Source organism: Streptomyces sp. NPDC051051 (assembly GCF_040682975.1).
Classification (GTDB): Bacteria; Actinomycetota; Actinomycetes; order Streptomycetales; family Streptomycetaceae; genus Streptomyces.
Genome location: NZ_JBFBCB010000025.1, coordinates 1 through 23427, shown reverse-complemented (window position 1 = coordinate 23427; position 23427 = coordinate 1). Strand labels below are relative to the sequence as shown.

The following is a 23427-nucleotide window of genomic DNA, read 5'->3' as shown; positions in this document are numbered from 1 at the left end:
CCTTACTGCGTGCCACAGCCGAGGAGTGTCACAGGGGAGAGGAGGGAAACTTTTCGGCCAAGCAGCGGAGGCGGCCGCGAGCAGAGCCGCGAAGGGGCCGCGGGGCTCACCCCAGGCGGTCCGCCAGTGCCTTGAACTGCGTCCAGGACAGCTTCGGTGTGCGCGGGTCCCACAGCTTCTGCACGGTCGCCCGCAGCGGCATCCGGATGCCGGCCGCGACCTGGTCCTGCGTCTGGGAGTCGGCCAGGTCGCACCAGACGGCGAAGGTCCCGCCGAGGATCTGGTCGTCGTAGCGCGCGGGCACCGGCGTCGTGCCCCGCAGCACGCGCGGGGTCCACCGCTCGTAGATCCGCTTTCCGGTGGGGTAGACGAAGGTCTGGGGCTCGCCGAGGACGTAGTACAGGTACTCGTCGTTGTAGTTGACGACCTCGCGGCCCGCGCCGAGGTAGTCGACGGGCGGGCGCGCCCCGATCTCCTTGCCGGTCCAGTAGGCGACCTGGAGGGCGGCGTCGGCCTTCACGGAGGTGCCCTTGAAGAAGCCGTCGTTCCAGGCGCGCACGGTGCGGTCGTGGGCGCGGACGGTGTCGGCGCGGTCGTCGAGCCAGCCGGTCGCGAGGTCGGCGACGCCGGCGCCGGAGCCGTACCGCTCGCGCGCGGCGGCGGCGAGCTGCGGGTAGGAGGCCTCGGGGTTCGAGACGGTCAGGGCCTGGTACTCGTCGCCGCCCAGGTGCCACTGCCCGCCGGGGAACAGCTCGGCGTACTCGTCGAGGAGGTCGTCGAGGAGGGCCGCGGAGGCGTCCTTGGAGATGTCGATCGCCCCGCGGGTGGCGACCCCGCGCGCGTTGCGCAGTTGCAGCTCGGGGTGGGCGGCGAGGACGGCGCCCAGGTGCCCGGGCGAGTCGATCTCGGGCACGACGGTGATGTGCCGGCTCTCCGCCAGATCGACGATCTTCGTGACCTGCGCCTTGGTCAGGTGTTGCTTGGAGACGATCTCGGGGTGGGTGTCGGACTCGATCCGGAAGGCCTGGTCGTCGGAGAAGTGCAGCCCGATCTCGTTGAACTTCAGGTCCCCCAGCTCCCGCACCCGGTCCTCGATCCACCCGGGCGTGAAGTTCTTGCGCGCGATGTCCAGCATGAGCCCGCGCCGCGGCTTGGCCGGCTCGTCGCGCACGACGCCCTCCGGCGCCGTACCGCCGCCGTGCACCTCCTGCTTCAGGGTGCGGGTGCCGTAGAACACGCCCGCGTCGGACGGCCCGCTGACGGTCACCCGCCCGCCGCGCACGGTCATGGTGTAGGACTCCGGGTTCGCGCCCTCGTCGTCGTTGAGCGCCAGCCGCAGGTCCCCGGCGCGCACGTCGTCCCGCTCGCCCGCGTACGTCATCCCCAGCTCACCGGCGACCAGCCGGCCCTCGTCGGCCAGGTCCGCGTCGCTCACCACGACCCGCTGCTTCGCCGCAGGCCGCCAGCCGGGACCGCGCGCGGGAGTGTGCGCGCGGACGGCGGGAATCGTCCGCGGGGCTGTGGAGAGGGCGTACGACCGGCTGGGCGCGGGGCTCGCGCCCGACGCCGACGGGGCCGGATCACCGCTCGCGCCGCCGGACGTGCCGGCGGCCCGGTCCGCCGACCCCGCGGGCGTCCCGCCGCCGTCCCCGGAGGCCCAGACGCCCACGCCCGCCCCGAGCACGACGACGAGGCCGCCGGCCAGCAGGGCCCGTCGTACGACTTTCTCCTGCGGCCTCTTCCGCGGCGCCCGGCGCCGATGCCTGTGCCTGCTCACCCCGACAACCTAAGGCCCGCGTCCGGCCGAGGCGCGCCGAGGGAGTCCACCCCCCGTTGCGAAACTCTCCCGTGCGGGTGAAATTCGGATATCCGCCGGACACGTCATGAGCACTCTCGATAGCGTGACGTCACACCTTTCACCGCATCCCCTGCCGCACCCCATGTGACGCGAGGATCCCCACTGCCTGCGCACCGTCTCTCCGACCTTCCGGACCGCGTCGTCCTGCCGGCCCTCCCGGAACAGGCCAGGACCCCTCCGCCGGCCCCCACCGCCCTGGACGGGTTCAACGGCGCGCCCGCGGCCGAGACGCGCCGCGCCCTCCTCACCTGCCTGCGCAGCCCGCGCTGGGCCCACCTCGTCACCGCCCACCGCCCCTACCCCACCCTGGACGCCCTGCTGGCGGCGTCGGACGAGGCGGCGTACGACCTGACGGCGGGGGACCTCACGGAAGCGCTGGCGGCGGAGTCCCTGCCGCCCCTGCCGGCGGACGCCTACGGGGCGGCCCACATGGCGCTCGGCGCCGCGCACGCGGCCTACGAGGCCCGCTTCGGCCACCCGTTCGTGGTCTGCCTTGACGGTGTTCCCCCGCCGGAGGCCCTGGACCACGTCCTGGCGGCCATCCGGTCACGATTGGCGAACGATCCCGAGGAGGAACGGGTGGTGACGGCGGAGGAACTCCGCCGTCTGGCGAGGCAACGGCTGACCGGGCTGCTCTGACGCCGGGAGGCCGCGGCCTCCCGGCTCACGGGGTCCCACCAGCCAGGACACGACCGCAGACCGGGACGAAGGGGGTACTCCACCCCAGATGCCGCAACGCTCGCCCATACGCGTGCCAGTTTGATCACACAAGCAGGCCCCCTGTAAGCCCCGCGCCGCCGCGTGGCTACGATGCTGGGGGCCGGTGGACCGTACCCGGCCGGGCCCGTCCGACACCGAAGCCGGCAGGCCCCAATCCCCGCTCCCGGAGGGTTCTTCCGTGCCGGCTGGAACGCTGTACCGCGGCCGGGAAGGAATGTGGTCCTGGGTGGCTCATCGAGTCACCGGCGTCCTCATCTTCTTCTTCCTGTTCGTACACGTGCTGGACACCGCACTCGTGCGGGTCTCCCCCGAGGACTACGACAAGGTCGTAGCCACGTACAAGACGCCGATCGTCGCCGTGCTGGAGTACGGCCTGGTCGCCGCCATTCTCTTCCACGCGCTGAACGGTCTGCGTGTCATCGCCGTCGACTTCTGGTCGAAGGGCACCCGCTACCAGAAGCAGATGCTCTGGGCCGTCGTCGGCGTCTGGGTCGTGCTGATGCTCGGGGCGATCTACCCCGTCCTCGGCCACGCCGCTCGTGAAGTCTTCGGGAGCTGAGACAGATGGCCACCACTGAAACCTCCGCGTCCGGAGTCGGCCCCGTCGAGGGTGCTTCCCTGTACGACGTCGACCATCCGGCCCCCCTGATCGAGGCCCCGCGCCAGCGGACCAAGAAGTCCCCGAAGTCGACCCGGGGCAACTTCGAGATGGGCGCCTGGCTGTTCATGCGCCTCTCCGGCGTGGTGCTGGTCGTCCTGGTCCTCGGTCACCTGCTGATCCAGCTGGTGCTGGACGGCGGCGTCTCCAAGATCGGCTTCGCCTTCGTGGCCGGCCGCTGGGCCTCGCCGTTCTGGCAGGTCTGGGACCTGCTGATGCTGTGGCTGGCGATGCTGCACGGCGCCAACGGCCTGCGCACGGTCATCAACGACTACGCGGAGCGCGCGAACACCCGCCTGTGGCTGAAGGGCCTGCTCTACACCGCCACGGTGTTCACCATCCTGCTGGGCACGCTGGTGATCTTCACCTTCGACCCGAACATCCGCTAGGCACGGGGCTGAGGCAACCACTCATGAAGATCCACAAGTACGACACCGTCATCGTCGGCGCCGGCGGCGCCGGTATGCGCGCGGCGATCGAGTCGACGAAGCGCAGCCGGACCGCGGTCCTGACGAAGCTCTACCCCACCCGCTCCCACACGGGCGCCGCGCAGGGCGGCATGGCCGCCGCGCTGGCCAACGTGGAGGAGGACAACTGGGAGTGGCACACCTTCGACACGATCAAGGGCGGCGACTACCTGGTCGACCAGGACGCCGCCGAGATCCTGGCGAAGGAGGCCATCGACTCGGTCCTCGACCTGGAGAAGATGGGCCTGCCGTTCAACCGCACCCCGGACGGCACGATCGACCAGCGCCGCTTCGGCGGTCACAGCCGCAACCACGGCGAGGCCCCGGTCCGCCGGTCCTGCTACGCGGCCGACCGCACCGGCCACATGATCCTCCAGACGCTGTACCAGAACTGCGTGAAGGAGGGCGTGGAGTTCTTCAACGAGTTCTACGTCCTCGACCAGCTGATCACCGAGGTCGACGGCGTCAAGAAGTCGGCCGGCGTCGTGGCGTACGAGCTGGCCACCGGCGAGATCCACGTCTTCCAGGCGAAGGCCGTGATCTACGCCTCGGGCGGCACCGGCAAGTTCTTCAAGGTGACGTCGAACGCGCACACGCTGACGGGTGACGGCCAGGCGGCGGTCTACCGCCGCGGCATCCCGCTGGAGGACATGGAGTTCTTCCAGTTCCACCCGACCGGCATCTGGCGCATGGGCATCCTGCTGACGGAGGGCGCCCGCGGTGAGGGCGGCATCCTCCGCAACAAGGACGGCGAGCGCTTCATGGAGAAGTACGCGCCCGTCATGAAGGACCTGGCGTCGCGCGACGTGGTGTCCCGGTCCATCTACACGGAGATCCGCGAGGGCCGCGGCTGCGGTCCCGAGGGCGACCACGTGTACCTCGACCTCACCCACCTCCCGCCGGAGCAGCTGGACGCCAAGCTGCCGGACATCACCGAGTTCGCGCGCACCTACCTCGGTATCGAGCCGTACACGGACCCGATCCCGATCCAGCCCACCGCGCACTACGCGATGGGCGGCATCCCGACGAACGTCGCCGGTGAGGTGCTGGCCGACAACACCACGGTGGTGCCCGGTCTGTACGCCGCCGGTGAGGTCGCCTGCGTGTCCGTGCACGGCGCCAACCGGCTGGGCACGAACTCGCTGCTGGACATCAACGTGTTCGGCAAGCGCGCGGGCATCGCCGCCGCCGAGTACTCCCAGAAGGCCGACTTCGTCGAGCTGCCGGAGGACCCCGCGTCCCTGGTCGTCGCGCAGATCGAGCGGCTGCGCAACTCCACGGGCACCGAGCGGGTGTCGACGATCCGCCGCGAGCTGCAGGAGACCATGGACGCCAACGTCATGGTGTTCCGCACCGAGCAGACGATCAAGACGGCGGTCGAGAAGATCGCCGAGCTGCGCGAGCGCTACCTGAACGTCTCGATCCAGGACAAGGGCAAGCGGTTCAACACCGACCTGCTGGAGGCCGTCGAGCTGGGCAACCTGCTCGACCTGGCCGAGGTCATGGCCGTCTCCGCCCTCGCCCGCAAGGAGTCCCGCGGCGGTCACTACCGCGAGGACTACCCGAACCGCGACGACGTCAACTTCATGCGCCACACCATGGCGTACCGCGAGGTCGGCGACGACGGCACCGAGTCCATCCGTCTCGACTACAAGCCGGTCGTCCAGACCCGCTACCAGCCGATGGAGCGTAAGTACTGATGGCTACCCCCGTTCTGGACAAGTCGGACGCGGCCCCCGAGCCGGGTTTCGCCGACTCCCCGTACATCACCGCCGTCTTCCGGATCCGCCGGTTCAACCCGGAGGTCTCGGCCGAGGCGACCTGGGAAGACTTCCAGGTGGAGATCGACCCCAAGGAGCGTGTCCTCGACGCCCTCCACAAGATCAAGTGGGAGCTGGACGGCAGCCTGACGTTCCGCCGTTCCTGCGCCCACGGCATCTGCGGTTCCGACGCGATGCGGATCAACGGCAAGAACCGCCTCGCGTGCAAGACGCTGATCAAGGACATCAACCCGGCGAAGCCGATCATGATCGAGCCCATAAAGGGCCTGACGGTCCTGAAGGACCTCGTGGTCGACATGGAGCCGTTCTTCCAGGCGTACCGCGACGTCATGCCCTTCCTCATCACGAAGGACACCAACGAGCCGACGCGTGAGCGGCTCCAGACGGCCGAGGACCGCGAGCGCTTCGACGACACCACGAAGTGCATCCTGTGCGCCGCGTGCACGTCCTCGTGCCCGGTGTTCTGGAACGACGGGCAGTACTTCGGCCCGGCGGCCATCGTCAACGCGCACCGCTTCATCTTCGACTCGCGCGACGAGGCCGGCGAGCAGCGCCTGGAGATCCTGAACGACCGTGACGGCGTGTGGCGTTGCCGTACGACGTTCAACTGCACGGACGCCTGCCCGCGCGGCATCGAGATCACCAAGGCGATCCAGGAAGTCAAGCGGGCGCTGATCACCCGCCGCTTCTGATCCCGGCGACTCGGGCCCGGGCCGTCCCGGTCCGGGCGACACGCCGAGGGCCCCGCTCCGCGCAGCGATGCGCGAGCGGGGCCCTCGGCGTTGAGCGGGCGGGGATCAGCCGCGCAGGACGCGGCCCTGGGCGTCGGTGCGGTCGTTGCTCGTCAGGAACAGGATGCCGTCGATGAGCGCCCAGATGCCGAGGCCACCGCAGGTGAGGAGCTGGGCGACGCCCACGCCGACGGAGCCGACGTAGAAGCGGCCGATGCCGAGGTAGCCCAGGAAGAGCTGGAGGATGCCCGCGACGATCTTCGACTTGTCGGAGTACGGACGGCCCAGCGGGTCGACGCCGTAGGGGGCTTCGGGGGTGGGGACGGTCATGAGAACTGCTCCTGGATTGCTTCGTGTTGCGGCGATCCCGGAACTGGTTGCTCCGGGACGGGGAGTCCAGGAGGGATGCGAGTTCTACGTACGCCGAGCTTGCGCCGACCGTGCGTCGGCAACGTCCGAGCACGCTTTTCAGCCGTGCGGACGTCCCCCCTGTGAGCCGTGAGCCTAGAGAACGCCGAAGGTAAGAAGGGAGTAGGAACGAACGATCGTTCCTATTCCGTGATCAATTCCCGCCAATCGCCGGGTATCCGGAAGGTTTTGCGCACCGTCGTCCGGGCGGCGCGGGGCGGGGTCAGGCGGGGTCAGGCGGGGCGCTCTAGAAGACGTTGCGCGCGACGGTCCACGTCACGGCGAGGCCCAGGATCACGGCCTGGACGCGCGGGCTGAACGCGGGTCGCCAGCGGCGGCCGCGCAGCCCCTCCCACATCCAGCGGCCCAGCAGCACGAGGGCGAAGGGCGAGGCGAGGAGCAGGGCCCGGTTGTCCAGCCAGGCGGCGCCGAGGTGACCGTGCATCAGGTCGTACGTCATGCGGGTGCCGCCGCACGCGGGGCACAGCAGGCCGGTGACGAAGCGGAACGGGCACCGGGGCAGCAGGTGCCCGCCCTCGTGCGGGTCGGTGACGTACAGGTGGGCCGAACCGGCCAGACCGGCGGCGAGCACCGCGAGGGGTGCCGCCGCCGGGTGTCGCAGGAGGGAGCCGGGCTCCCCGCCCACCACGTCAGCCACGCAGGATCCGGCCCTGGGCGTCGGTCTTGTCGTTGCTGGTGAGCAGGATGATGCCGTCGATCAGCGACCAGATACCGAGGCCACCACAGGTGAACAGCTGGGCGAGACCCATGCCGACGTGGCCGGTGTAGAAACGGCCGACGCCCAAGGTACCGACGAACAACTGGAGGACCCCGGCGATGATCTTCGACTTGTCGGAGAGAGGCCGGCCGTAGGGGTCGTAGCCGTAGGGGGCGTTGGGGTCACCGGTGTAGGCGCCGGGCGGGACGGCACCGGGGGGCGGGTAGCCGCCCTGCTGGTAACCGGCCTGCGGGTAGCCCGGCTGCTGGTAGCCGGGCTGCTGGTAGCCGCCCTGCTGCTGTCCGCCCTGCGGGTACCCGTAGGGGCCGGGCTGGCCGGCGTTGGGGTACCCGTAGCCGGGCTGGGGCGGCTGCTGGGGCTGCTGGGGCTGCTCTGTCACGGTGGGTTCTCCCCCGAAGTCACACGATCGATCGGATGCACGTCATCTTGCATGACACGACGTGCCCTGAAGAAGTCAGGTGGTCCATCGTCCTACGCGGTGGCGAGTTCGCACCACACGTACTTCCCCCGGCTCCCGGATCCCCCCGACGGCTGCCACCCCCAGACCTCGGAAGAGGCCCGCACCAGCCCGAGCCCGCGCCCCTCCTCCCCCTCGCCGAAATCGTCCGACTCCGCCGGAAACCGGGGCGGTTCGGGGTCCGCGTCCCACGCCCCGATCCACAGCACCCCCTCCGCCCACCGCACGCGCAGCGCCGCGGGCCCCTCGGTGTGCCGTACGGCGTTGGACACCAGCTCGGCGGCGAGCAGCTCGGCGGTGTCGACGAGGCCGATCAACCCGTGGAGGGTGAGGACCAGCCGGAGCGTGCGGCGGCAGACGGTGACGGCGCGGGGGTCACGGCACGTGAGGCGGCAGCACTGCTCAGGACCGGGCGGGTGCAGATGAGCCACATCGAGTCCGGCCTGACCGGCGTGAGCGAGGAACGACTGCGCCGCCTCGCGTCCCACTACTCCTGCACGGAGACCGATTTCGTCGACGCGCTGGTCGCCATGGCCACCGACCGGACACGCGGCTGGTGGGAGGAGTACAGGGGTCTGCTGCCGACGCCGTTCCTGGACCTGGCGGAGTTGGACCACCACAGCTCGTTCCGTCAGGAGGTGGCCATCCTGTTCGTACCGGGCCTCCTGCAGACGGAGGACTACGCACGCGCGGTCTTCTCTTCGCGGGTTCCCGAACTGACGGACACCGAGCTTGAGTTGCGCATCCGGCACCGGATGACCCGGAGCGCGGTGATCGGAGACTCCTCGCCCATCCCCTACGACGTGGTGATCCACGAGGCGGCACTTCGGATCCAGGTCGGCGACCGCGCCACCACGCGGGCTCAACTCGCCCGGCTCCTCGAACTGTCCGACGCGGAACACATCGCCCTACGGATCATCCCCTTCGATCTGGAGGGCTTCGCCAGGGCCTCGAGCACCATGATGTACATGGGCGGCCCCCTCCCCAAGCTGGACACCGTCGTGCGCGACGCACCCCATGGCTCGGTCTTCATCGATTCCGAGGCACAACTCGGCACCTATCGAACGCGCTTCCGTAAGGTGGAGGAAGTGTCACTCGCACCCGACCGTTCGCGTGACTTCATCCACAGACTGGCCAAGGAACTGTGAGGCGCCCCGTGACCACTCCCCACAACTGGCGGAAGTCCTCCTACTCGGGCGAGGGTGACGGCAACAACTGCGTGGAGATCGCCCACTCGACCACCCAGGTCGCCGTCCGCAACTCCAAGGCCCCCGCCCGCGCCACCCTCACCTTTTTGGCGCCCGCCTTCGCCACGTTCGTCGAGACCCTGAAGAAGAACCCGGCCGCCTGACCCGGAACAGCCGGGTGCGGCCACCTGCGTGGCACGCACCGGCGGCAGCGATCGCATGAAGCGGCGTCGACAATCACGGTTTCGTGCCCGTTTCCCACCTATTCTGACGTTATGTCAGACGACCAGTCCTACGAACTGCTCGGGTTCGACAACGTCCTGCTGCCCGTCGGCGACCTCGGCGAGGCCGTCGAGTTCTACGAGCGGGCCGGGTTCTCGGTGGCGTTCCGGTTCGACGAGGCGGGGATCGCCTTGCTGAAGGTCGGGGGCGAGACGCCCGGCATCCTGCTGCGCGTGGAGGAGGCGCTCGGGCACCGGCCGCCGCCGTGGGCCTCGCCGCGGCTGTGGCTGGAGGTGCCGGACGCGCGCGCGGCGGCCCGCGCGCTGGCGGACGCCGGCATCCAGCCCCTGGACGAGCCGTTCCCGGTGGCCACCGGCTGGACCGCCGAGGTCGCCGACCCCTGGGGGAACGTCCTCGGCCTCACGGACTACTCCAAGCGGCCGGAGCTGGGCCGCCGGACGTGACACGGGGCGGGGCGCGGGGCGGGCGGCCCCGGTGCCGCTGGGCGGGCTGACCGCCGTACCACCCGGCGCGGGTCCTGGGCCGCGCGTCCCCGCCGGTGACGGCGGTCCTCACCCTCACTGGTTAGGCTCCCTCCCGTGCCCGCGAACAACGACGGCCCCGCCGAGGCCGCTCCCCCGACCCGGTCCTCCGAGGCCGTCGCCCCGACCAAGTCGGAGCAGACCCGCGCGCGGATCCTTCAGACGGCGATGCGGCTGTTCCAGGAGCGCGGCTACGACCGGACCACGATGCGGGCCATCGCGCAGGAGGCAGGGGTCTCCGTCGGCAACGCGTACTACTACTTCGCCGGCAAGGAGCACCTGATCCAGGGCTTCTACGACCGGCTCGCCGCCGAGCACCGGGCGGCGATCGGGGAGCTGCTGGAGCGGGAGACGGAGCTGGAGGCGCGGCTGGCGGGCGTGCTGCGGATCTGGCTGGACGTGGCCACGCCATACCACGAGTTCGCGGTGCAGTTCTTCAAGAACGCCGCCGACCCGGACAGCCCGCTCAGCCCCTTCTCCCCGGAGTCGGAGCACGCGCGCAACGAGGCCATCGGGGTCCACCGGACGGTGCTGGCCGGTTCGAAGGCGAAGGTGCCGGAGGAACTGCGGGAGGTGCTGCCCGAGTTGATGTGGCTGGCCCAGATGGGTCTCGTCCTGTACTGGATCTTCGACCGCACCGAGGGCCGCGAGCGCAGCTACCGGCTCGCCGAGCGGGGCGCGCGCCTGACCGCGCGCGGTGTGGCGCTGGCCCGCTTCCGGGTGCTGCGGCCGCTCGTCCACGAGGTGCACGAGCTGTTCACGGACTTCCTGCCCGGCATGACGAAGGCCCTGCCGGACCCGGCGAAGAAGCAGAAGGAGCAGCCGCCGGGCCCGGCCGACCGGGAGGACTGACGTCCGCGGGGGCGTCCCGCGTCAGCGCGGCGCGTCCACCTCCCCCGGCTCCAGTTCCACGTCGACGGCCAGCGGCTCGCCCGCGACCAGCACCTGCCGGGCGCACGAGGCGTACGAAGGTGCCGTGGTCGCCAGCAGGTACGTCCCCGGCGCCGGGACCGAGAGGATGTAGGAGCCGTCGGCGAGCGAGACGACCCGGTCCACCTGGCGTCCGCCCTTCGACATCAGGGTGACCGCCGCGCCCTCGACGGGGTCGCCGGCCGGGTCGCGGACGTAGCCGTGGACGGCCGAGGCGGGGCCGTCGGCGTGCGGGACGGCCCCGCCGGCCTCCTCCCGCGGTTCCACCGCCAGGTGCGGCAGCCGCTTGTCCAGCCAGGCCGGCAGCCACCAGTTGGACGTGCCCAGCAGGTGCATGACGGCCGGGACGAGGGCCGTACGCAGGATGAACGCGTCCAGGGCGACCGCAGCCGCCAGGCCCACGCCGGCCATCGCGGCGCCCGAGTCGCCGCTGAGGACGAACGCGAGGAACACGCAGACCATGATCAGGGCCGCGGAGTTGATGACCCGGCTGGTCTCGGCGAGGCCGACGCGCACCGCGCGGGCGTTGTCGCGCGTGTGCACCCACTCCTCGTGCATCCGGCTGACCAGGAACACCTGGTAGTCCATCGACAGGCCGAACAGCAGCGACAGCATGATGATCGGCAGGAAGGCGTTGATCGGGCCCTCCTTGCCGAGGCCGAGCAGTTCCAGACCCCAGCCCCACTGGAAGACCGCGACGAGCACGCCGAAGGAGGCCGCCGCCGCGACCAGGTTCATCAGGGCCGCCGTCAGCGGCACCATCAGGGAGCGGAAGGCCACCAGCAGGAGCAGGAAGCCCAGGCCGATGATCGTCGCGACGAACAGGGGCAGGCGGTCCCCGGTGACGGTCGCGAAGTCCTTGGAGACCGCGGTGACCCCGCCGACGTGCGCCTCGACACCGGCCCCCGGGATCACCTCGTCGCGCAGCCGGTCGATGAGGGTGTCCGTCTCCGCGGACTGCGGTGAGGTCGTGGGGATCACCTGGACGACGGTGACGCCCTGGGCGGGCGGCAGCGCGGTGACCCGGGCGACCCCCTCGGTGCCCTCGACGTCCTTGACGAGGGCGGTGGTGTCGCCGTCCGACACGACCACCTGGAGGGGGCCGTTGAAGCCGGGGCCGAAGCCCTCGGCGAGCAGGTCGTAGGCCTGCCGGGTGGTCGTGGTGCTGTCGTCGTTGCCCTGGTCGGTGGCGCCCAGGCGCAGCGAGAGCACGGGCAGGGCGAGGACGGCCATGACCGCCAGGGCGAGCGCGGCGATCCGCCACGGCCGCCGCTGCACGCCCGCCGACCAGCGCAGGGCGAGCCCCGTCGCCTTCTCCGGCTCGGGGCCGGTCGTCGCGAGCATGCGCCGCTGCCTGCGGCTGAGCACGCGCGGGCCGAGGAAGCCGAGCAGCGCCGGGAGCAACGTGGTGGCGGCCAGGACGCTGAGGACGACGGTGAGGGAGGTGCCGATGACGACGCCGTCCAGGAAGCGCAGGTTCGTCACCAGCATCCCGGCGAGCGCGATGCACACGGTGCCGCCCGCGAACAGGACGGCCCGGCCCGAGGTGTCGAGGGCGGTGACCGTCGACTCCTCCGGGTCCATGCCGCGCAGGACGCCCTTGCGGTGCCGGGTGACGATGAACAGGGCGTAGTCGATGCCGACGCCCAGGCCGATCAGCGAGGACAGCAGCGGCGCCAGGTCCGGGATGTCGGTGACGTGGCTGAGCAGCTGGGTGGAGAACATGCCGGTGCCGACGCCGAAGACGGCCACGCCGATCGGCAGCAGCATCGCGAACAGCGAGCCGAAGGCGAGGAACAGCACGACCGCCGCGGCGGCCAGGCCGACCATCTCGGCGAGGCCGGTCGGCGGCTCCTGCACCCGCTGGACGGCCTGTCCGCCCAGCTCGACGTCGAGTCCGTCGCGCCGCGCGTCCCGCGCGGTGTCGACGACGTCCTGGACGAGTTCCTTGGGCACCGCGTTCGCCTGGTCGGTGAAGGTGACCTGGGCGAACGCGATCCGCCCGTCCCGGCTGACCTGGGCCGCGCCCTCGGGGCCCGCGTACGGGCCGGTGACGCCGCCGACGCCCTTCATGCCGGCGATCTCCTCCAGCGCGGGCTGGATCCGGGCCCGTACCTCCGCGTCCCGGACCGAGCCCTCGTCCACCTTCCAGACGACCGTGTCGGTGTCGCCCGCGCGCGCGGGGAACGCCTTCTCCATCAGGTCGTACGCCTTCTTGGAGTCCGTGTCGGGGAGGGAGAACACGTTCGCGTAGTCCGTGCCCGCGGACGAGGCCGAGAAGCCCAGTCCGAACAACGCCCCCACCCACAGCAACAGGACCACCAGCCGGTGCCGATAGCACCATCGCGCCAATGCCGCCACGCTCGAGCTCCTTCGTCGTCGGTCGGTCCCCCAGGTCCTGGCCACCAGGATCGGTGCCACCGCCCGCGCGTGGCGGTCGACTGCCCCGACTCTCAGGAAACTCCAAAGCGGGAACCGGCCCCGTCGTCGGCGGCCGCGCCGATACTGGGGGCATGACGACGGCCCCCGGCACCGTGCTGGTCGTGGAGGACGAGCCGAGCATCGCGGACGTCCTCGCCATCGCCCTGCGCTTCCACCGCTTCGAGGTCCTGACCGCGGGCACCGTCCGCGAGGCCCTCGCCCTCGCCGGCCGCGTCCGGCCCGATGTGGCACTCCTCGACGTGATGCTGCCCGACGGCGACGGTCGCGCCCTCGGACGGGAGCTGCGCGCGCGGCGGCCGGAGCTGGCCCTGGTCTTCCTGACCGCGCGGGACGCGCCCGCGGAGATCGTCGGCGCCCTCGGTTTCGGCGACGACTACATCACCAAGCCGTTCGACATCGACGTGGTCGTCGCCCGCGTCACGGCGGTCCTGCGCCGCACCCGGCCCGCCGACGTCCTCCCCCCGCGCCCGCCGCTGCGCTACGGCGACCTGGAACTGGACGAGGCGACGTACTCGGTGCACCGCGCGGGCCGCACCGTCGAACTGACCCCCACCGAGTACGCGCTGCTGCGCTTCCTGGTGCGCAACGGCGGCCGGATCGTGCCCAAGGAGCAACTCCTGCGCCACGTCTGGCAGTACGAGCACGCCCCGGCCGAGTCGACCGTCGTCGAGACGTACGTCAGCTATCTGCGGCGCAAGCTCGACGCGCTGGGACCGCCCGTGATCACCACGCGGCGGGGCGTGGGGTACGGGCTGGCGTGAGGCGGCTGCACCGGCGCGGCATGCACTCCCTGCGCGTGAAGCTGACCGCGGCCAACGTGGCGCTGCTCGCGCTCGGCATCGTCGCCGCGACCGCCTTCAGCCTGATGACCATGCGGCACTACCTGCTGGACCAGGCCGACTCCGAACTGACCAAGACCCGTGCCTCGCTGAGCGGTTCGGGCCTCACGCTGCGGAAGATCGACTCCCTGAGCGTGCTCGGTTTCGTCCGCGACCGGCTGATGCCCGAGCGGTCCGGGGAACTGCCCACGCCCGACTCCGTCTTCGTCGTGATCGGCCGCGACGGAGCGGCGGTGGCCGTCCTCGGCGTCGAGCCGACCGACACCCAGAGGGGACTGGCGCGGGCCGTCGAGGACCCCGCCGCCCTCGCCCGCGACCCGGAGCCGCACGACGTCACCGTGGACGGCGCCGCCTACCGGGCGACCGCGATCCGGCTCTCCGACGGCACCTGCATCCTGCTGGCCGTCTCCACCGACGCCGTGCACAAGGGCATGGTCAAGGCGCTCAAGCTCGACCTCGCCGTGGGCTCCCTGCTGCTGGCGCTGCTGGCCTGTCTGACGCTGTTCAGCGTGCGGCGGCGGATGCGGCCGCTGGAGGACATGGTGGAGACCTCCTCGGCGATCGCCGAGGGCGACCTCACCCGGCGGGTGCCCTCCCGCCACGACCCCACCCAGGAGGTCGAGCAACTGCGCCTGGCCCTCAACTCGATGCTCCACCAGGTGGAGACGGCGTACCGCACGCGCGAGCGCAGCGCGGCCCAGCTGCGCCGGTTCGTCGCGGACGCCTCGCACGAGCTGCGCACCCCGCTGTCCGCGATCCGCGGCTACCTCCAGCTGTACGACCAGGGCATGCTGCGCGACCCGGCCGAGCGGCGGCGTGCCTGGGACCGGATGAACGGCGAGGTGGACCGCATGGGCCGGCTCGTCGACGAGCTGCTCACCCTGGCCCGTCTCGACCAGCGGCCCGAGCTGCGGCTGCGCAACGTGGACGTGAGCCGGCTGGTGCGGGACGCGGCGGAGGACCTGCGGGCCCAGCAGCCGGACCGGCCCGTCACGGTCGACGCGGCCGGGGCGGTCCTGGTGCGGGCCGACGAGTCGGGGCTGCGCCAGGTCCTCGGCAACCTCCTGGCCAACGTCCGCACGCACACGCCCGCCGACGTGCCGGTCCGGCTGGCCGTGACGCGCGCCGACGACGTCGTGCGGCTGTCGGTGCAGGACGAGGGGCCGGGGCTGGCCGCGGAGGACGCGGCGCGGGTCTTCGACCGCTTCTTCCGCGCGGGCGGCGGCGCGGGCAGCGGGCTGGGCCTGGCGATCGTGCAGGGCGTGGTGGACGCCCACGGCGGCGAGGTGGGCGTCCGCACGGCGCCGGGCGAGGGCCTGACGGTGACGGTACGGCTGCCGGGCCGCCCGGCGGAGTGCGGCTAGCCGCTCCGCCGGGCGGTCGTCAGGCGGTCGTCAGGCCTGCTTCGACGCCAGTTCGATGACCGTGATGTCCGAGGGGGCGCCCACGCGCGTGGGCGGGCCCCAGGCGCCTGCGCCGCGCGAGACGTACAGCTGGGTGTCGCCGTAGCGCTCCAGGCCCGCGAGGGTCGGGTTCGTGGCGGCGGCGAGGAGGTTGCCGGGCCAGAGCTGGCCGCCGTGGGTGTGGCCGGAGAGCTGGAGGTCGACGCCGTGCTCGACGGCGTCGTGGATCTGCACGGGCTGGTGGGCGAGGAGCACGCACGCGCGCGTGCTGTCCCGGCCGCCGAGGGCCTTCGCGAAGTCGGGGCCCCGGCCCTCGCTCTCGCCCGCGACGTCGTTGACGCCGGCCAGGTCGAACCACGGCAGTTCGGTCCGCGCGTTCTCCAGGGGCAGCAGGCCCAGCCGCCGCACCTCCTGGACCCACTGCCCGGCGCCGGAGAAGTACTCGTGGTTGCCGGTGACGAAGAAGCTGCCGTGCCGGGCCCGCAGCTGCGCGAGCGGGGCCGCCGCCGGGCCCAGGTCCTTCACGCTGCCGTCGACCAGGTCGCCGACGACCGCGATCAGGTCGGGCTGCGTGCCGTTGACGGTGTCGACGACCTTCTGCGCGAAACCGCGGCCGAGGACCGGGCCCAGGTGGATGTCGCTGACGACCGCGATCCGGTAGCCGTGCGCCGCGCGCGGCAGTCTGGCCAGCGGGACGGTGACCCGCTTCACCCCGGGGCCCCGCAGCACGCCGTAGGTGCCGTGGCCGACGGTCCCGGCGGCGGCCACGGCCGCGGCGCCGCCGATGACGCGGGACACGAACAGGCGGCGGGAGGGGGCGGCGGGGCGCGGGGGGCCGGTGTCCTGCGGGGGCCGCGGCTCCTCGGGCGGCGCGGGCGTTCCGGGTCCGGGCGGGGACGACGGCACGGTCTCGGGCTCCTCGTCCCGCGCCTCCACCGGCACCGGCACCCGGGCGGCCGCCCGCCGCTCCAGGACGCGCCGCAGCAGGGGGCGTACGGCCTCGCCCGCCAGGACCGCCAGCAGCAGGTACACCGACAGCGCGAGCCACAGGAAGCCGGGCCAGGCCAGGACGCGCTGGAGCCAGAAGGGGGCGCCGGCGCGTTCGGCGACGAGGGCGCCGACGGCGAGGGCCCAGCCGCCCGCGATCAGCACCGCGCCGCCGCGCCGGACCCGGCCTGGGGCGCTGGTCGTGTCGCGGAACAGGCGGCGCCACAGGTACCAGTTGGCCCCGACGAGAACCGCCAGGGCGAGCAGCACGAAAAGGATGGCCACGGTGTTCGTATCCCCGCTGTGGGCTCAGGACGTCGGGCTGCCGGCGTCGGAGGTCGGGCGTCGGGCGTCGGGCTATGAGGTTCGGCGCAGTGCGCGCAGTCCGCGCAACCCGATGGCCCCGACGACCGTCCCCAGTACGAAGGAGACGACGGCGAGCGTCAGATGGACCCAGAAGTAGGCCGTGGGGTCGCCGTCGTCGAACGCGAGCCCGCTGCTGTCCTTGATCAGGTTTTTGACGAAAGTGACCCAGATGACCCAGCTCCACACCCCGAAGGCGAGAAGGAACCAGGACACCGGACGGCTGAGCTTCATGCGTTCAGTATCGCCGCCCGCTGTCCGGTTCCATGACGGGGGTGGGGAGGGGGGCGGGACTTCCCGTCGTCTGCCAGGTACTTTCTCCGTCGTGCCCGCACCCTTGAAGCAGACCGCCAGGCGAACCCTGCTGGTGACCTCCGCGACCCTCGCGTCCCTCGCGCTGACGGCGCCCGTGTCCCTCGCCGCGCCGACCCCGTCGCCCTCGGCCCCGGCCTCCGGTTCGCCGTCCGCCTCCCCCTCGGCTTCGGCTTCGGCTTCGGCTTCGGCTTCGGCTTCGACCAGTGCGTCCGCCACTCCCCCGGCGAAGATGTCGTCGCTGGGCGGCGCCCGCCTCGGGCAGGCCGGGACACAGGTCCAGCTCGCCGGCGGCGCGCCGGTGCTGCCGAAGGACCTCACCGCGCGGTCCTGGATCGTCGCGGACGCCGAGTCCGGCGAGGTGCTCGCCGCGCACAACGCGCACTGGCGGCTGCCCCCGGCGAGCACCCTGAAGATGCTCTTCGCCGACACCGTCCTGCCGAAGTTCCCCAAGGCCACGCAGTACAAGGTCCAGCCGGAGGACCTGGCGGGCGTGGGCGCCGGCTCCAGCATGGTCGGGATAAAGGAGGGCGAGACCTACTCGGTCCACGACCTGTGGCTCGGCGTCTTCCTGCGCTCCGGCAACGACGCCGTGCACGTCCTGTCGTCCATGAACGGCGGCGTCGCGGCCACCGTGCAGCAGATGAACGACCACGCCGACGAACTGCAGGCCCTGGACACCGACGTGATCTCGCCCGACGGGTACGACGCCCCCGGCCAGGTCTCCTCGGCCTACGACCTGACGCTGATCGCCCGCTCCGGCCTCCAGAAGCAGGACTTCCGCGAGTACTGCTCGACGCTGACCGCGAAGTTCCCGGGCGCCACGACGAAGAACAAGAAGGGCCGGACGGTCCGCGAGACCTTCGAGATCCAGAACACCAACCGGCTGCTGACCGGCGACTACGACATCACCCAGTACCAGGGCATCGCGGGCGTCAAGAACGGCAACACCACCGACGCGGGCGCCACCTTCACCGGCGTCGCCGAGCAGGGCGGGCGGGTCCTGCTGGTCACGGTGATGAACCCGGAGAAGGACGACCACAACGAGGTCTACAAGGAGACCGCCGCCCTCTTCGACTGGGGTTTCCAGGCGGCCGGCAAGGTGGCACCGGTGGGCGAGCTGGTCCCGCCGCGGAGTGCCGCGCAGGCCAGCGCGCAGCCCGGCGCGAACTCCGGCGAGGGCGGGGAGGCCGGCGGCGTCGGCAACGTGTCCGAGCGGCCGGTGGCGGGCGCGGTCGCGAAGAACGGCTCCGGTGGCGTCGGGATCGCCATGGCGATCGCCGGCGGGGCGCTGGTGCTGCTCGCCGGTGCGGCGTTCCTGGTCAACCGCCGGTGGCCGCTGCCGGATCTGGTGCGCCGCCGCCGCTGACCCTGTCCGGGGCGCCGGTTCCGGTGTCGGACCCGGTGTCGGTCCCTGCGTCGGCGCCGGTGTCGGCGCCGGCGGATCCCGTCGCGGTCCACGCGGCGCAGAACAGGACCAGTTTCGCCGTGAAGTTGATCCACAGCAGCAGGGCGATGGGCACGCCGAAAGCGCCGTACATGCTCTTCGTGGCCACGCCCTGCAGGTAGCCGCTGAGCAGCAGCTTCAGCAGTTCGAAGCCGACGGCGCCGGTGAGCGCCGCCACGGTCAGGCGGCGGCGCGGCGGCTCCACGCCCGGCAGCAGCGTCAGGACGTACAGCAGGAGCAGGAAGTCCGCGAGGACGGCGACGAGGAACGCGGCGACGCGCAGCAGGATGCCGCCCCAGCCGGACTGGTCGATGCCCGCCTGCTCGATGATCCAGCCGACCATCGCGGAGGCGACGGTGGAGATGGCGAGGGTGGCGAGGACGGCACCGCCGAGTCCGAGGAGGATGCCCAGGTCCTTGAGCTTGCGCAGGAGCGGGTTCTCCTCCTCGTCGGGCATTTCCCACACCGCGCGCAGGCATTCGCGCGCCGATCCGGCCCAGTTGACGCCGGTGAACAGCAGGGCGGCGCCGGCGATGAGGCCGACGGTGCCGGCGTTCTGCACCAGGCTGTCGATGTTCAACCGGTCGGAGATGCCGGGCACCTGGTCGGTGATCCTGTCCTGGAGTTCCTTCTGCCGCTCGGGACCGAGGGTGGCGGCGCCGATCGTGGCGGCCACGGTGAGCAACGGGAAGAGCGCGACGAAGCTGGTGAACGTCATCGCGGCGGCCAGCATCGTCCACTGCACCCGGTCCAGCCGCTCGTACGACCGCCACGCGTGCGTGGCCGCCACCCGCGTGATCCACGGCCCGATTCCGGGGAGCTTTTTCAGCCAGTCCATGATCCGACTCCCCTGGTGAGATGTGCGCGGTGCTCCGGCCGGGCACGCGTGCCCGTTCTTCTACCCCCGAATACCCCCGAACCCCCGAACCCCGGGACGGTGGCCGGCGGCGGGGCGGCGTGTCACCAGTCGGCCACCGCCAGACCGTACATGGTGAGCCAGGCCAGGCCGATCAGGGCGAGGGCGCGGTCGCCGAGGACGACCTCCTCGGGTTCGCCCGCGGTGCCGCGGTCGGCGAAGACGGCGTAGCGCAGCACGGCCAGGACGAAGGCGACCACGGACAGCTGGCGCCAGGGCAGCACGCTGGTGTGCGGGACGCCGCCCTCCTCCAGCGCCCACAGGCAGTAGCCGAGCACGGCGACCCCGGCCGCGAGCTGCCAGACGAAGCGCAGGTAGCCGGTGGTGTACTCGGTGAGCAGCGCGCGGGTGGCGCCCGGCGTCCCGGCCATCTGCACGGCCTCGGAGTAGCGCTTGGCCGACACCATGAACAGCGCCCCGAAGCCGGTGGTGATGAGGAACCAGCGCGACAGCGGGATGCCGAGCGCGAGCCCGCCGACCACGGCCCGCATCAGGAAGCCGGTGGTGACGACGACGAGGTCGACGACGAGGACGTGCTTCAGGCTGACGCAGTACGCCAGTTGCATGCCCAGGTAGGCGGTGAGGAGTCCGGCGACGGCGGGTGTGGTCAGCCAGGCCGCGAGGGCCGGGGCCAGCACCGCGAGGGCGCCTCCGACGGCGTAGGCGACGGGGACGGGGACCTGTCCGGCGGCGACCGGGCGGTGCCGTTTGGTGGGGTGGGCGCGGTCGGCCGCGGCGTCACGGGCGTCGTTGACGAGGTAGACGGCGGCGGCGCAGCCGGTGAACAGGGCCAGGACGAGGGCGAGTTCGGTGAGGGCGTGGACGGTGAACAGCTGCCCGGCCGCGGCGGGGGCGGCGACCACCAGGACGTTCTTGACCCACTGCTTGGGGCGGGCGGTGCGCAGCAGGCCGGCCGGGAGGGAGCCGGTGGGCGCGGTGCCGCCGGGGTGCGGGGCGGGGTCGGGGGCCGCGCCGGGGCGGGGTCGGGTGCGCCGGCCGGGGAGGGCGGCTTCCGGGGGGTGCGGCTCGGCGCGGCGGTGGGTCCCGGTGAGGGGCGCGGCCTCAGTCACGGACGCCTCCCCCGATCCGGTGCGCGCCGGCCTTCATCCAGGGGGTGCCGATGCGCGCCGCGAGTGCTCCGAGGGCCGCTCCCGCGGCCACGTCGGAGGGGTAGTGCACGCCCACGACCAGGCGCGACAGGCACATCGCGGCGGCGAGCGGGGGCACGGCGTACGCCCCCAGTGCGCCGTAGGCGACGGCGGCGGCCGCGGCGGAGGTCGCGTGCGAACTCGGGAAGGAGTGCCGCCCTGCGGCGCGGACCAGGGGCGCGACGTGTGTCGGGCGCGGGCGGCGCACCATCCGTTTCACGCCCATGCTGGCGAGGTGGGCGCCCGCGGTGAGCGCGGTGGCCCGCAGCCAGGCGCCGCGCCGGGCGCCGTCGAGGGCGGCTCCGGCGAGGCCCGCCGCGAGCCACAGGGCGCCGTGCTCGCCCGCCCTGGACAGGGCGCGCGCGGCGGCCGCCAGGCGTGGATCGGCGCCGCGGGCGTGGACCGCCGTGAGGATGCGGTGGTCGATGCCGGTCTCCACGCCGTCCGCCCCGTCGATGCCGTCCGTGTCGCCCATGTCATCCATGTCGTCCATGTCGTCCATGTCGATTCACTGTTCACGCCGGGCACGCCGGATCCCGGGCAATATCGAGCGACATACCATTAATCACCCATTCCGGGGAGGGTGGAATGTTTGAAAACTAATCACCCACACAGGGGCGATACGGTCACCGACATGCCTGCCGAGACCGTTTCCGTCACGGGGTGGGGCCGCACCGCTCCCTCCACCGCCCGCCTGATCCGTCCCAGGACGTACGAGGAGGCCGTGACCGCCGTCCGGGACTGCGGGGCGCGCGGAGGCATCCCCCGGGGCCTGGGACGGGCGTACGGGGACGCGGCGCAGAACGCCGGCGGGACGGTGCTCGACATGACGGGCCTCGACCGGATCCACGTCGTCGACGTGGCCGGCGGCAGCGTCCTGTGCGACGCGGGGGTCTCCCTGCACCACCTCATGGAAGTCCTGCTGCCCCTGGGCTGGTTCGTGCCGGTGACCCCCGGCACCCGCTACGTGACCGTCGGCGGCGCGATCGGCGCCGACATCCACGGCAAGAACCACCACGTGTCCGGCTCCTTCTCCCGGCACGTCGTGTGCCTGGAACTGCTCACCGCCGACGGCACGGTCCGCACGGTCCGCCCCGGCACCGCCCTCTTCGACGCGACCGCGGGCGGCATGGGCCTGACCGGCGTGATCCTCACCGCGACCGTGCGGCTGCGGCCCGTCGAGACGAGCCTCATGTCCGTCGACACCGAGCGCGCGACCGACCTCGACGACCTGATGGCCCGGCTGACCGCCACGGACCACCGCTACCGCTACTCGGTCGCCTGGATCGACCTGCTCGCCCGCGGCGCCGCCACCGGCCGGGCCGTCCTGACCCGCGGCGACCACGCCCCCCTCGCCGCCCTGCCCGCCCGCGCGCGCCGGGCCCCGCTGTCCTTCCGCCCCGCCCGGCTCCCGGCCGCGCCCGCCTGCTTCCCCGACGGGCTGCTGACGCGCCGGACCGTGGGCCTCTTCAACGAACTCTGGTACCGCAGGGCGCCGCGCGCGCGTACCGGCGAACTCCAGCGGCTGTCCGCCTTCTTCCACCCCCTCGACGGGGTCCCGCACTGGAACCGCGTCTACGGCCGCGGCGGCTTCGTGCAGTACCAGTTCGTCGTCGGCCACGGCCGGGAGGAGACCCTGCGCCGGATCGTGGACCGCATCGCGCGGCGCCGCTGCCCGTCCTTCCTCGCCGTCCTCAAGCGGTTCGGGGAGGCCGACCCCGGCTGGCTCTCCTTCCCCGTGCCCGGCTGGACGCTGGCCCTGGACGTCCCGGCGGGCCTGCCCGGCCTCGGCGGCCTCCTCGACGGACTCGACGAGGAGGTCGCCGCCGCCGGCGGACGCGTCTACCTCGCGAAGGACTCCCGGCTGCGGCCGGACCTGCTCGCCGCGATGTACCCGCGGCTGGACGACTTCCGCGCGCTGCGCGCGGAGCTGGACCCCCGCGGGGTGTTCGTGTCCGACCTCGCGCGCCGACTCACCCTCTGACCCCCCCTCCAGAACCCCAGGAGCAGTCGTGAAGGACGCCTTCGGCCTCCCCCAGTCCCTTCTCGTGCTGGGCGGCACGTCCGAGATCGCGCTGGCCACCGCGCGCCGGCTGGTCGCCCGCCGCACCCGCACGGTCCATCTGGCCGGACGCCCCTCGCCCGCCCTGGAGTCGGCCGCCGCGGACCTGCGCGCCCTCGGCGCCGACGTGCGCACCGTCGCCTTCGACGCCCTCGACCCCGAGGCGCACGAGAGCGTGCTGGGCAAGGTGTTCGCGGAGGGCGACGTCGACCTGGTGCTGCTCGCCTTCGGCGTCCTCGGCGACCAGGCCCGCGACGAGCGCGACCCGGTGGCCGCCGTGCGCGTCGCGCAGACCAACTACACGGGCGCGGTGTCGGCGGGCCTGGTCGCCGCCCGCGCGCTCCAGTCCCAGGGCCACGGCTCCCTGGTCGTCCTGTCGTCCGTCGCCGGCGAGCGGGCCCGCCGCGCCAACTTCATCTACGGCTCCAGCAAGGCCGGCCTGGACGCGTTCGCGCAGGGACTGGGCGACGCGCTGCACGGGACGGGCGTCCACGTCATGGTCGTACGCCCCGGGTTCGTCCGTACGAGGATGACCGCCGGGCTGGCGGAGGCGCCGCTGGCGACCACCCCCGAGGAGGTCGCGGCGGCCGTCGAACTGGGGCTGCGGCGGCGCTCGGAGACGGTGTGGGTGCCGGGGGTGCTGCGCGTGGTGATGTCGGGCCTGCGGCACCTGCCGCGCGGACTGTTCCGCAGGCTGCCGGTCTAGGGCAGGGTCTAGGGCGTGTTTCGAAAGTCCCGTCTGCCCGGCGACGCCTGGCACGCACGCTCGCCGCGTTGTCGGGATCGCCCCGATACAACCAGTATCGGG

At 72.3% G+C, this 23427-nt stretch carries 25 protein-coding genes; 14 read left to right on the top strand and 11 right to left on the bottom strand.

Annotated features, from left to right (window positions below):
• Positions 1-106: 106 nt before the first annotated feature.
• On the bottom strand, positions 107-1705 hold the full coding sequence (locus AB0N31_RS19995) for a glycoside hydrolase family 20 protein (RefSeq protein WP_366059773.1): 1599 nt from the start codon (positions 1703-1705) through the stop codon (positions 107-109).
• A 237-nt stretch (positions 1706-1942) separates the two neighbouring features.
• On the opposite strand from AB0N31_RS19995, the gene AB0N31_RS19990 reads away from it, so the two are divergent.
• The 5 genes from AB0N31_RS19990 to AB0N31_RS19970 all read left to right on the top strand — a co-directional run bounded on the left by AB0N31_RS19990 (position 1943) and on the right by AB0N31_RS19970 (position 6176).
• Positions 1943-2497 carry a 2-oxo-4-hydroxy-4-carboxy-5-ureidoimidazoline decarboxylase gene (locus AB0N31_RS19990; protein WP_366059701.1) on the top strand — a complete coding sequence of 185 codons (555 nt, stop codon included), beginning with the start codon at positions 1943-1945 and terminating at the stop codon, positions 2495-2497.
• A 259-nt stretch (positions 2498-2756) separates the two neighbouring features.
• Positions 2757-3137, top strand: a complete 381-nt coding sequence (sdhC, locus tag AB0N31_RS19985) for a succinate dehydrogenase, cytochrome b556 subunit (protein ID WP_366059700.1) — start codon at positions 2757-2759, stop codon at positions 3135-3137.
• A gap of 5 nt (positions 3138-3142) precedes the next feature.
• Positions 3143-3625 (top strand): succinate dehydrogenase hydrophobic membrane anchor subunit, encoded by a 483-nt coding sequence (locus tag AB0N31_RS19980; protein ID WP_366059699.1) that lies wholly within the window; start codon positions 3143-3145, stop codon positions 3623-3625.
• A 23-nt stretch (positions 3626-3648) separates the two neighbouring features.
• A complete protein-coding gene (gene sdhA / locus AB0N31_RS19975) occupies positions 3649-5403 on the top strand; it encodes a succinate dehydrogenase flavoprotein subunit (RefSeq protein ID WP_366059698.1) in 1755 nt (584 codons plus the stop codon).
• Positions 5403-6176 (top strand): succinate dehydrogenase iron-sulfur subunit, encoded by a 774-nt coding sequence (locus AB0N31_RS19970; protein WP_366059697.1) that lies wholly within the window; start codon positions 5403-5405, stop codon positions 6174-6176. Before sdhA ends, AB0N31_RS19970 begins: the two co-directional genes overlap by 1 nt.
• A gap of 105 nt (positions 6177-6281) precedes the next feature.
• Here the strand turns inward: AB0N31_RS19970 and AB0N31_RS19965 are convergent, their stop codons facing one another.
• The 4 genes from AB0N31_RS19965 to AB0N31_RS19950 all read right to left on the bottom strand — a co-directional run bounded on the left by AB0N31_RS19965 (position 6282) and on the right by AB0N31_RS19950 (position 8241).
• Positions 6282-6545, bottom strand: coding sequence for a TM2 domain-containing protein (locus AB0N31_RS19965; RefSeq protein ID WP_366059696.1), 264 nt, complete (start codon positions 6543-6545; stop codon positions 6282-6284).
• Between the two features lie 325 nt (positions 6546-6870).
• Complete coding sequence (locus tag AB0N31_RS19960) at positions 6871-7281, bottom strand: DUF2752 domain-containing protein (protein ID WP_366059695.1); 411 nt, start codon at positions 7279-7281, stop codon at positions 6871-6873.
• A complete protein-coding gene (locus AB0N31_RS19955) occupies positions 7274-7741 on the bottom strand; it encodes a TM2 domain-containing protein (RefSeq protein WP_366059694.1) in 468 nt (155 codons plus the stop codon). The genes AB0N31_RS19960 and AB0N31_RS19955 overlap by 8 nt, the downstream gene beginning before the upstream one ends.
• A gap of 92 nt (positions 7742-7833) precedes the next feature.
• Positions 7834-8241 carry an ATP-binding protein gene (locus AB0N31_RS19950; protein ID WP_366059772.1) on the bottom strand — a complete coding sequence of 136 codons (408 nt, stop codon included), beginning with the start codon at positions 8239-8241 and terminating at the stop codon, positions 7834-7836.
• Here AB0N31_RS19950 and AB0N31_RS19945 point away from each other — a divergent pair.
• From AB0N31_RS19945 to AB0N31_RS19930, 4 genes are all read left to right on the top strand, one after another.
• Positions 8140-8967 carry a helix-turn-helix transcriptional regulator gene (locus AB0N31_RS19945; RefSeq protein ID WP_366059693.1) on the top strand — a complete coding sequence of 276 codons (828 nt, stop codon included), beginning with the start codon at positions 8140-8142 and terminating at the stop codon, positions 8965-8967. The genes AB0N31_RS19950 and AB0N31_RS19945 overlap by 102 nt on opposite strands.
• An 8-nt stretch (positions 8968-8975) precedes the next feature.
• The gene (locus AB0N31_RS19940; RefSeq protein ID WP_366059692.1) at positions 8976-9170 is read left to right on the top strand and encodes a DUF397 domain-containing protein; all 195 of its coding nucleotides are present in this window, start codon (positions 8976-8978) and stop codon (positions 9168-9170) included.
• 111 nt (positions 9171-9281) lie between these two features.
• A complete protein-coding gene (locus AB0N31_RS19935) occupies positions 9282-9692 on the top strand; it encodes a VOC family protein (RefSeq protein ID WP_366059691.1) in 411 nt (136 codons plus the stop codon).
• A 135-nt stretch (positions 9693-9827) separates the two neighbouring features.
• Positions 9828-10622, top strand: coding sequence for a TetR family transcriptional regulator (locus AB0N31_RS19930; protein WP_366059690.1), 795 nt, complete (start codon positions 9828-9830; stop codon positions 10620-10622).
• Positions 10623-10643: 21 nt separating this feature from the next.
• On the opposite strand, the gene AB0N31_RS19925 is transcribed toward AB0N31_RS19930, so the two are convergent.
• A complete protein-coding gene (locus tag AB0N31_RS19925; RefSeq protein ID WP_366059771.1) occupies positions 10644-13052 on the bottom strand; it encodes an MMPL family transporter in 2409 nt (802 codons plus the stop codon).
• A gap of 161 nt (positions 13053-13213) precedes the next feature.
• Between AB0N31_RS19925 and AB0N31_RS19920 the strand changes: the two genes are divergently transcribed.
• Together AB0N31_RS19920 and AB0N31_RS19915 are read left to right on the top strand one after the other, a co-directional pair.
• Positions 13214-13903, top strand: a complete 690-nt coding sequence (locus AB0N31_RS19920; RefSeq protein WP_366059689.1) for a response regulator transcription factor — start codon at positions 13214-13216, stop codon at positions 13901-13903.
• Between the two features lie 20 nt (positions 13904-13923).
• Positions 13924-15345, top strand: a complete 1422-nt coding sequence (locus tag AB0N31_RS19915) for a HAMP domain-containing sensor histidine kinase (protein WP_366059688.1) — start codon at positions 13924-13926, stop codon at positions 15343-15345.
• A 30-nt stretch (positions 15346-15375) separates the two neighbouring features.
• Here the strand turns inward: AB0N31_RS19915 and AB0N31_RS19910 are convergent, their stop codons facing one another.
• Both AB0N31_RS19910 and AB0N31_RS19905 read right to left on the bottom strand, forming a co-directional pair.
• Positions 15376-16656, bottom strand: coding sequence for a metallophosphoesterase (locus AB0N31_RS19910; protein ID WP_366059687.1), 1281 nt, complete (start codon positions 16654-16656; stop codon positions 15376-15378).
• A gap of 72 nt (positions 16657-16728) precedes the next feature.
• Positions 16729-16968, bottom strand: coding sequence for a hypothetical protein (locus tag AB0N31_RS19905; protein ID WP_366059686.1), 240 nt, complete (start codon positions 16966-16968; stop codon positions 16729-16731).
• A 91-nt stretch (positions 16969-17059) separates the two neighbouring features.
• Between AB0N31_RS19905 and AB0N31_RS19900 the strand changes: the two genes are divergently transcribed.
• Positions 17060-18415 (top strand): D-alanyl-D-alanine carboxypeptidase, encoded by a 1356-nt coding sequence (locus AB0N31_RS19900; protein ID WP_366059685.1) that lies wholly within the window; start codon positions 17060-17062, stop codon positions 18413-18415.
• On the opposite strand, the gene AB0N31_RS19895 is transcribed toward AB0N31_RS19900, so the two are convergent.
• The 3 genes from AB0N31_RS19895 to AB0N31_RS19885 all read right to left on the bottom strand — a co-directional run bounded on the left by AB0N31_RS19895 (position 18369) and on the right by AB0N31_RS19885 (position 21032).
• Positions 18369-19331: a YihY/virulence factor BrkB family protein gene (locus tag AB0N31_RS19895; protein WP_366059684.1), complete on the bottom strand. Its 963-nt coding sequence runs from the start codon at positions 19329-19331 to the stop codon at positions 18369-18371. The genes AB0N31_RS19900 and AB0N31_RS19895 overlap by 47 nt on opposite strands.
• A gap of 122 nt (positions 19332-19453) precedes the next feature.
• Positions 19454-20479, bottom strand: coding sequence for a decaprenyl-phosphate phosphoribosyltransferase (locus AB0N31_RS19890; protein ID WP_366059683.1), 1026 nt, complete (start codon positions 20477-20479; stop codon positions 19454-19456).
• On the bottom strand, positions 20472-21032 hold the full coding sequence (locus AB0N31_RS19885; protein WP_366059770.1) for a phosphatase PAP2 family protein: 561 nt from the start codon (positions 21030-21032) through the stop codon (positions 20472-20474). The genes AB0N31_RS19890 and AB0N31_RS19885 overlap by 8 nt, the downstream gene beginning before the upstream one ends.
• A 159-nt stretch (positions 21033-21191) precedes the next feature.
• Here AB0N31_RS19885 and AB0N31_RS19880 point away from each other — a divergent pair, with 159 nt between their 5' ends.
• Positions 21192-22541: an FAD-binding oxidoreductase gene (locus tag AB0N31_RS19880; protein ID WP_366059682.1), complete on the top strand. Its 1350-nt coding sequence runs from the start codon at positions 21192-21194 to the stop codon at positions 22539-22541.
• 28 nt (positions 22542-22569) lie between these two features.
• Positions 22570-23325 carry a decaprenylphospho-beta-D-erythro-pentofuranosid-2-ulose 2-reductase gene (locus AB0N31_RS19875; protein WP_366059681.1) on the top strand — a complete coding sequence of 252 codons (756 nt, stop codon included), beginning with the start codon at positions 22570-22572 and terminating at the stop codon, positions 23323-23325.
• Positions 23326-23427 lie beyond the last annotated feature (102 nt).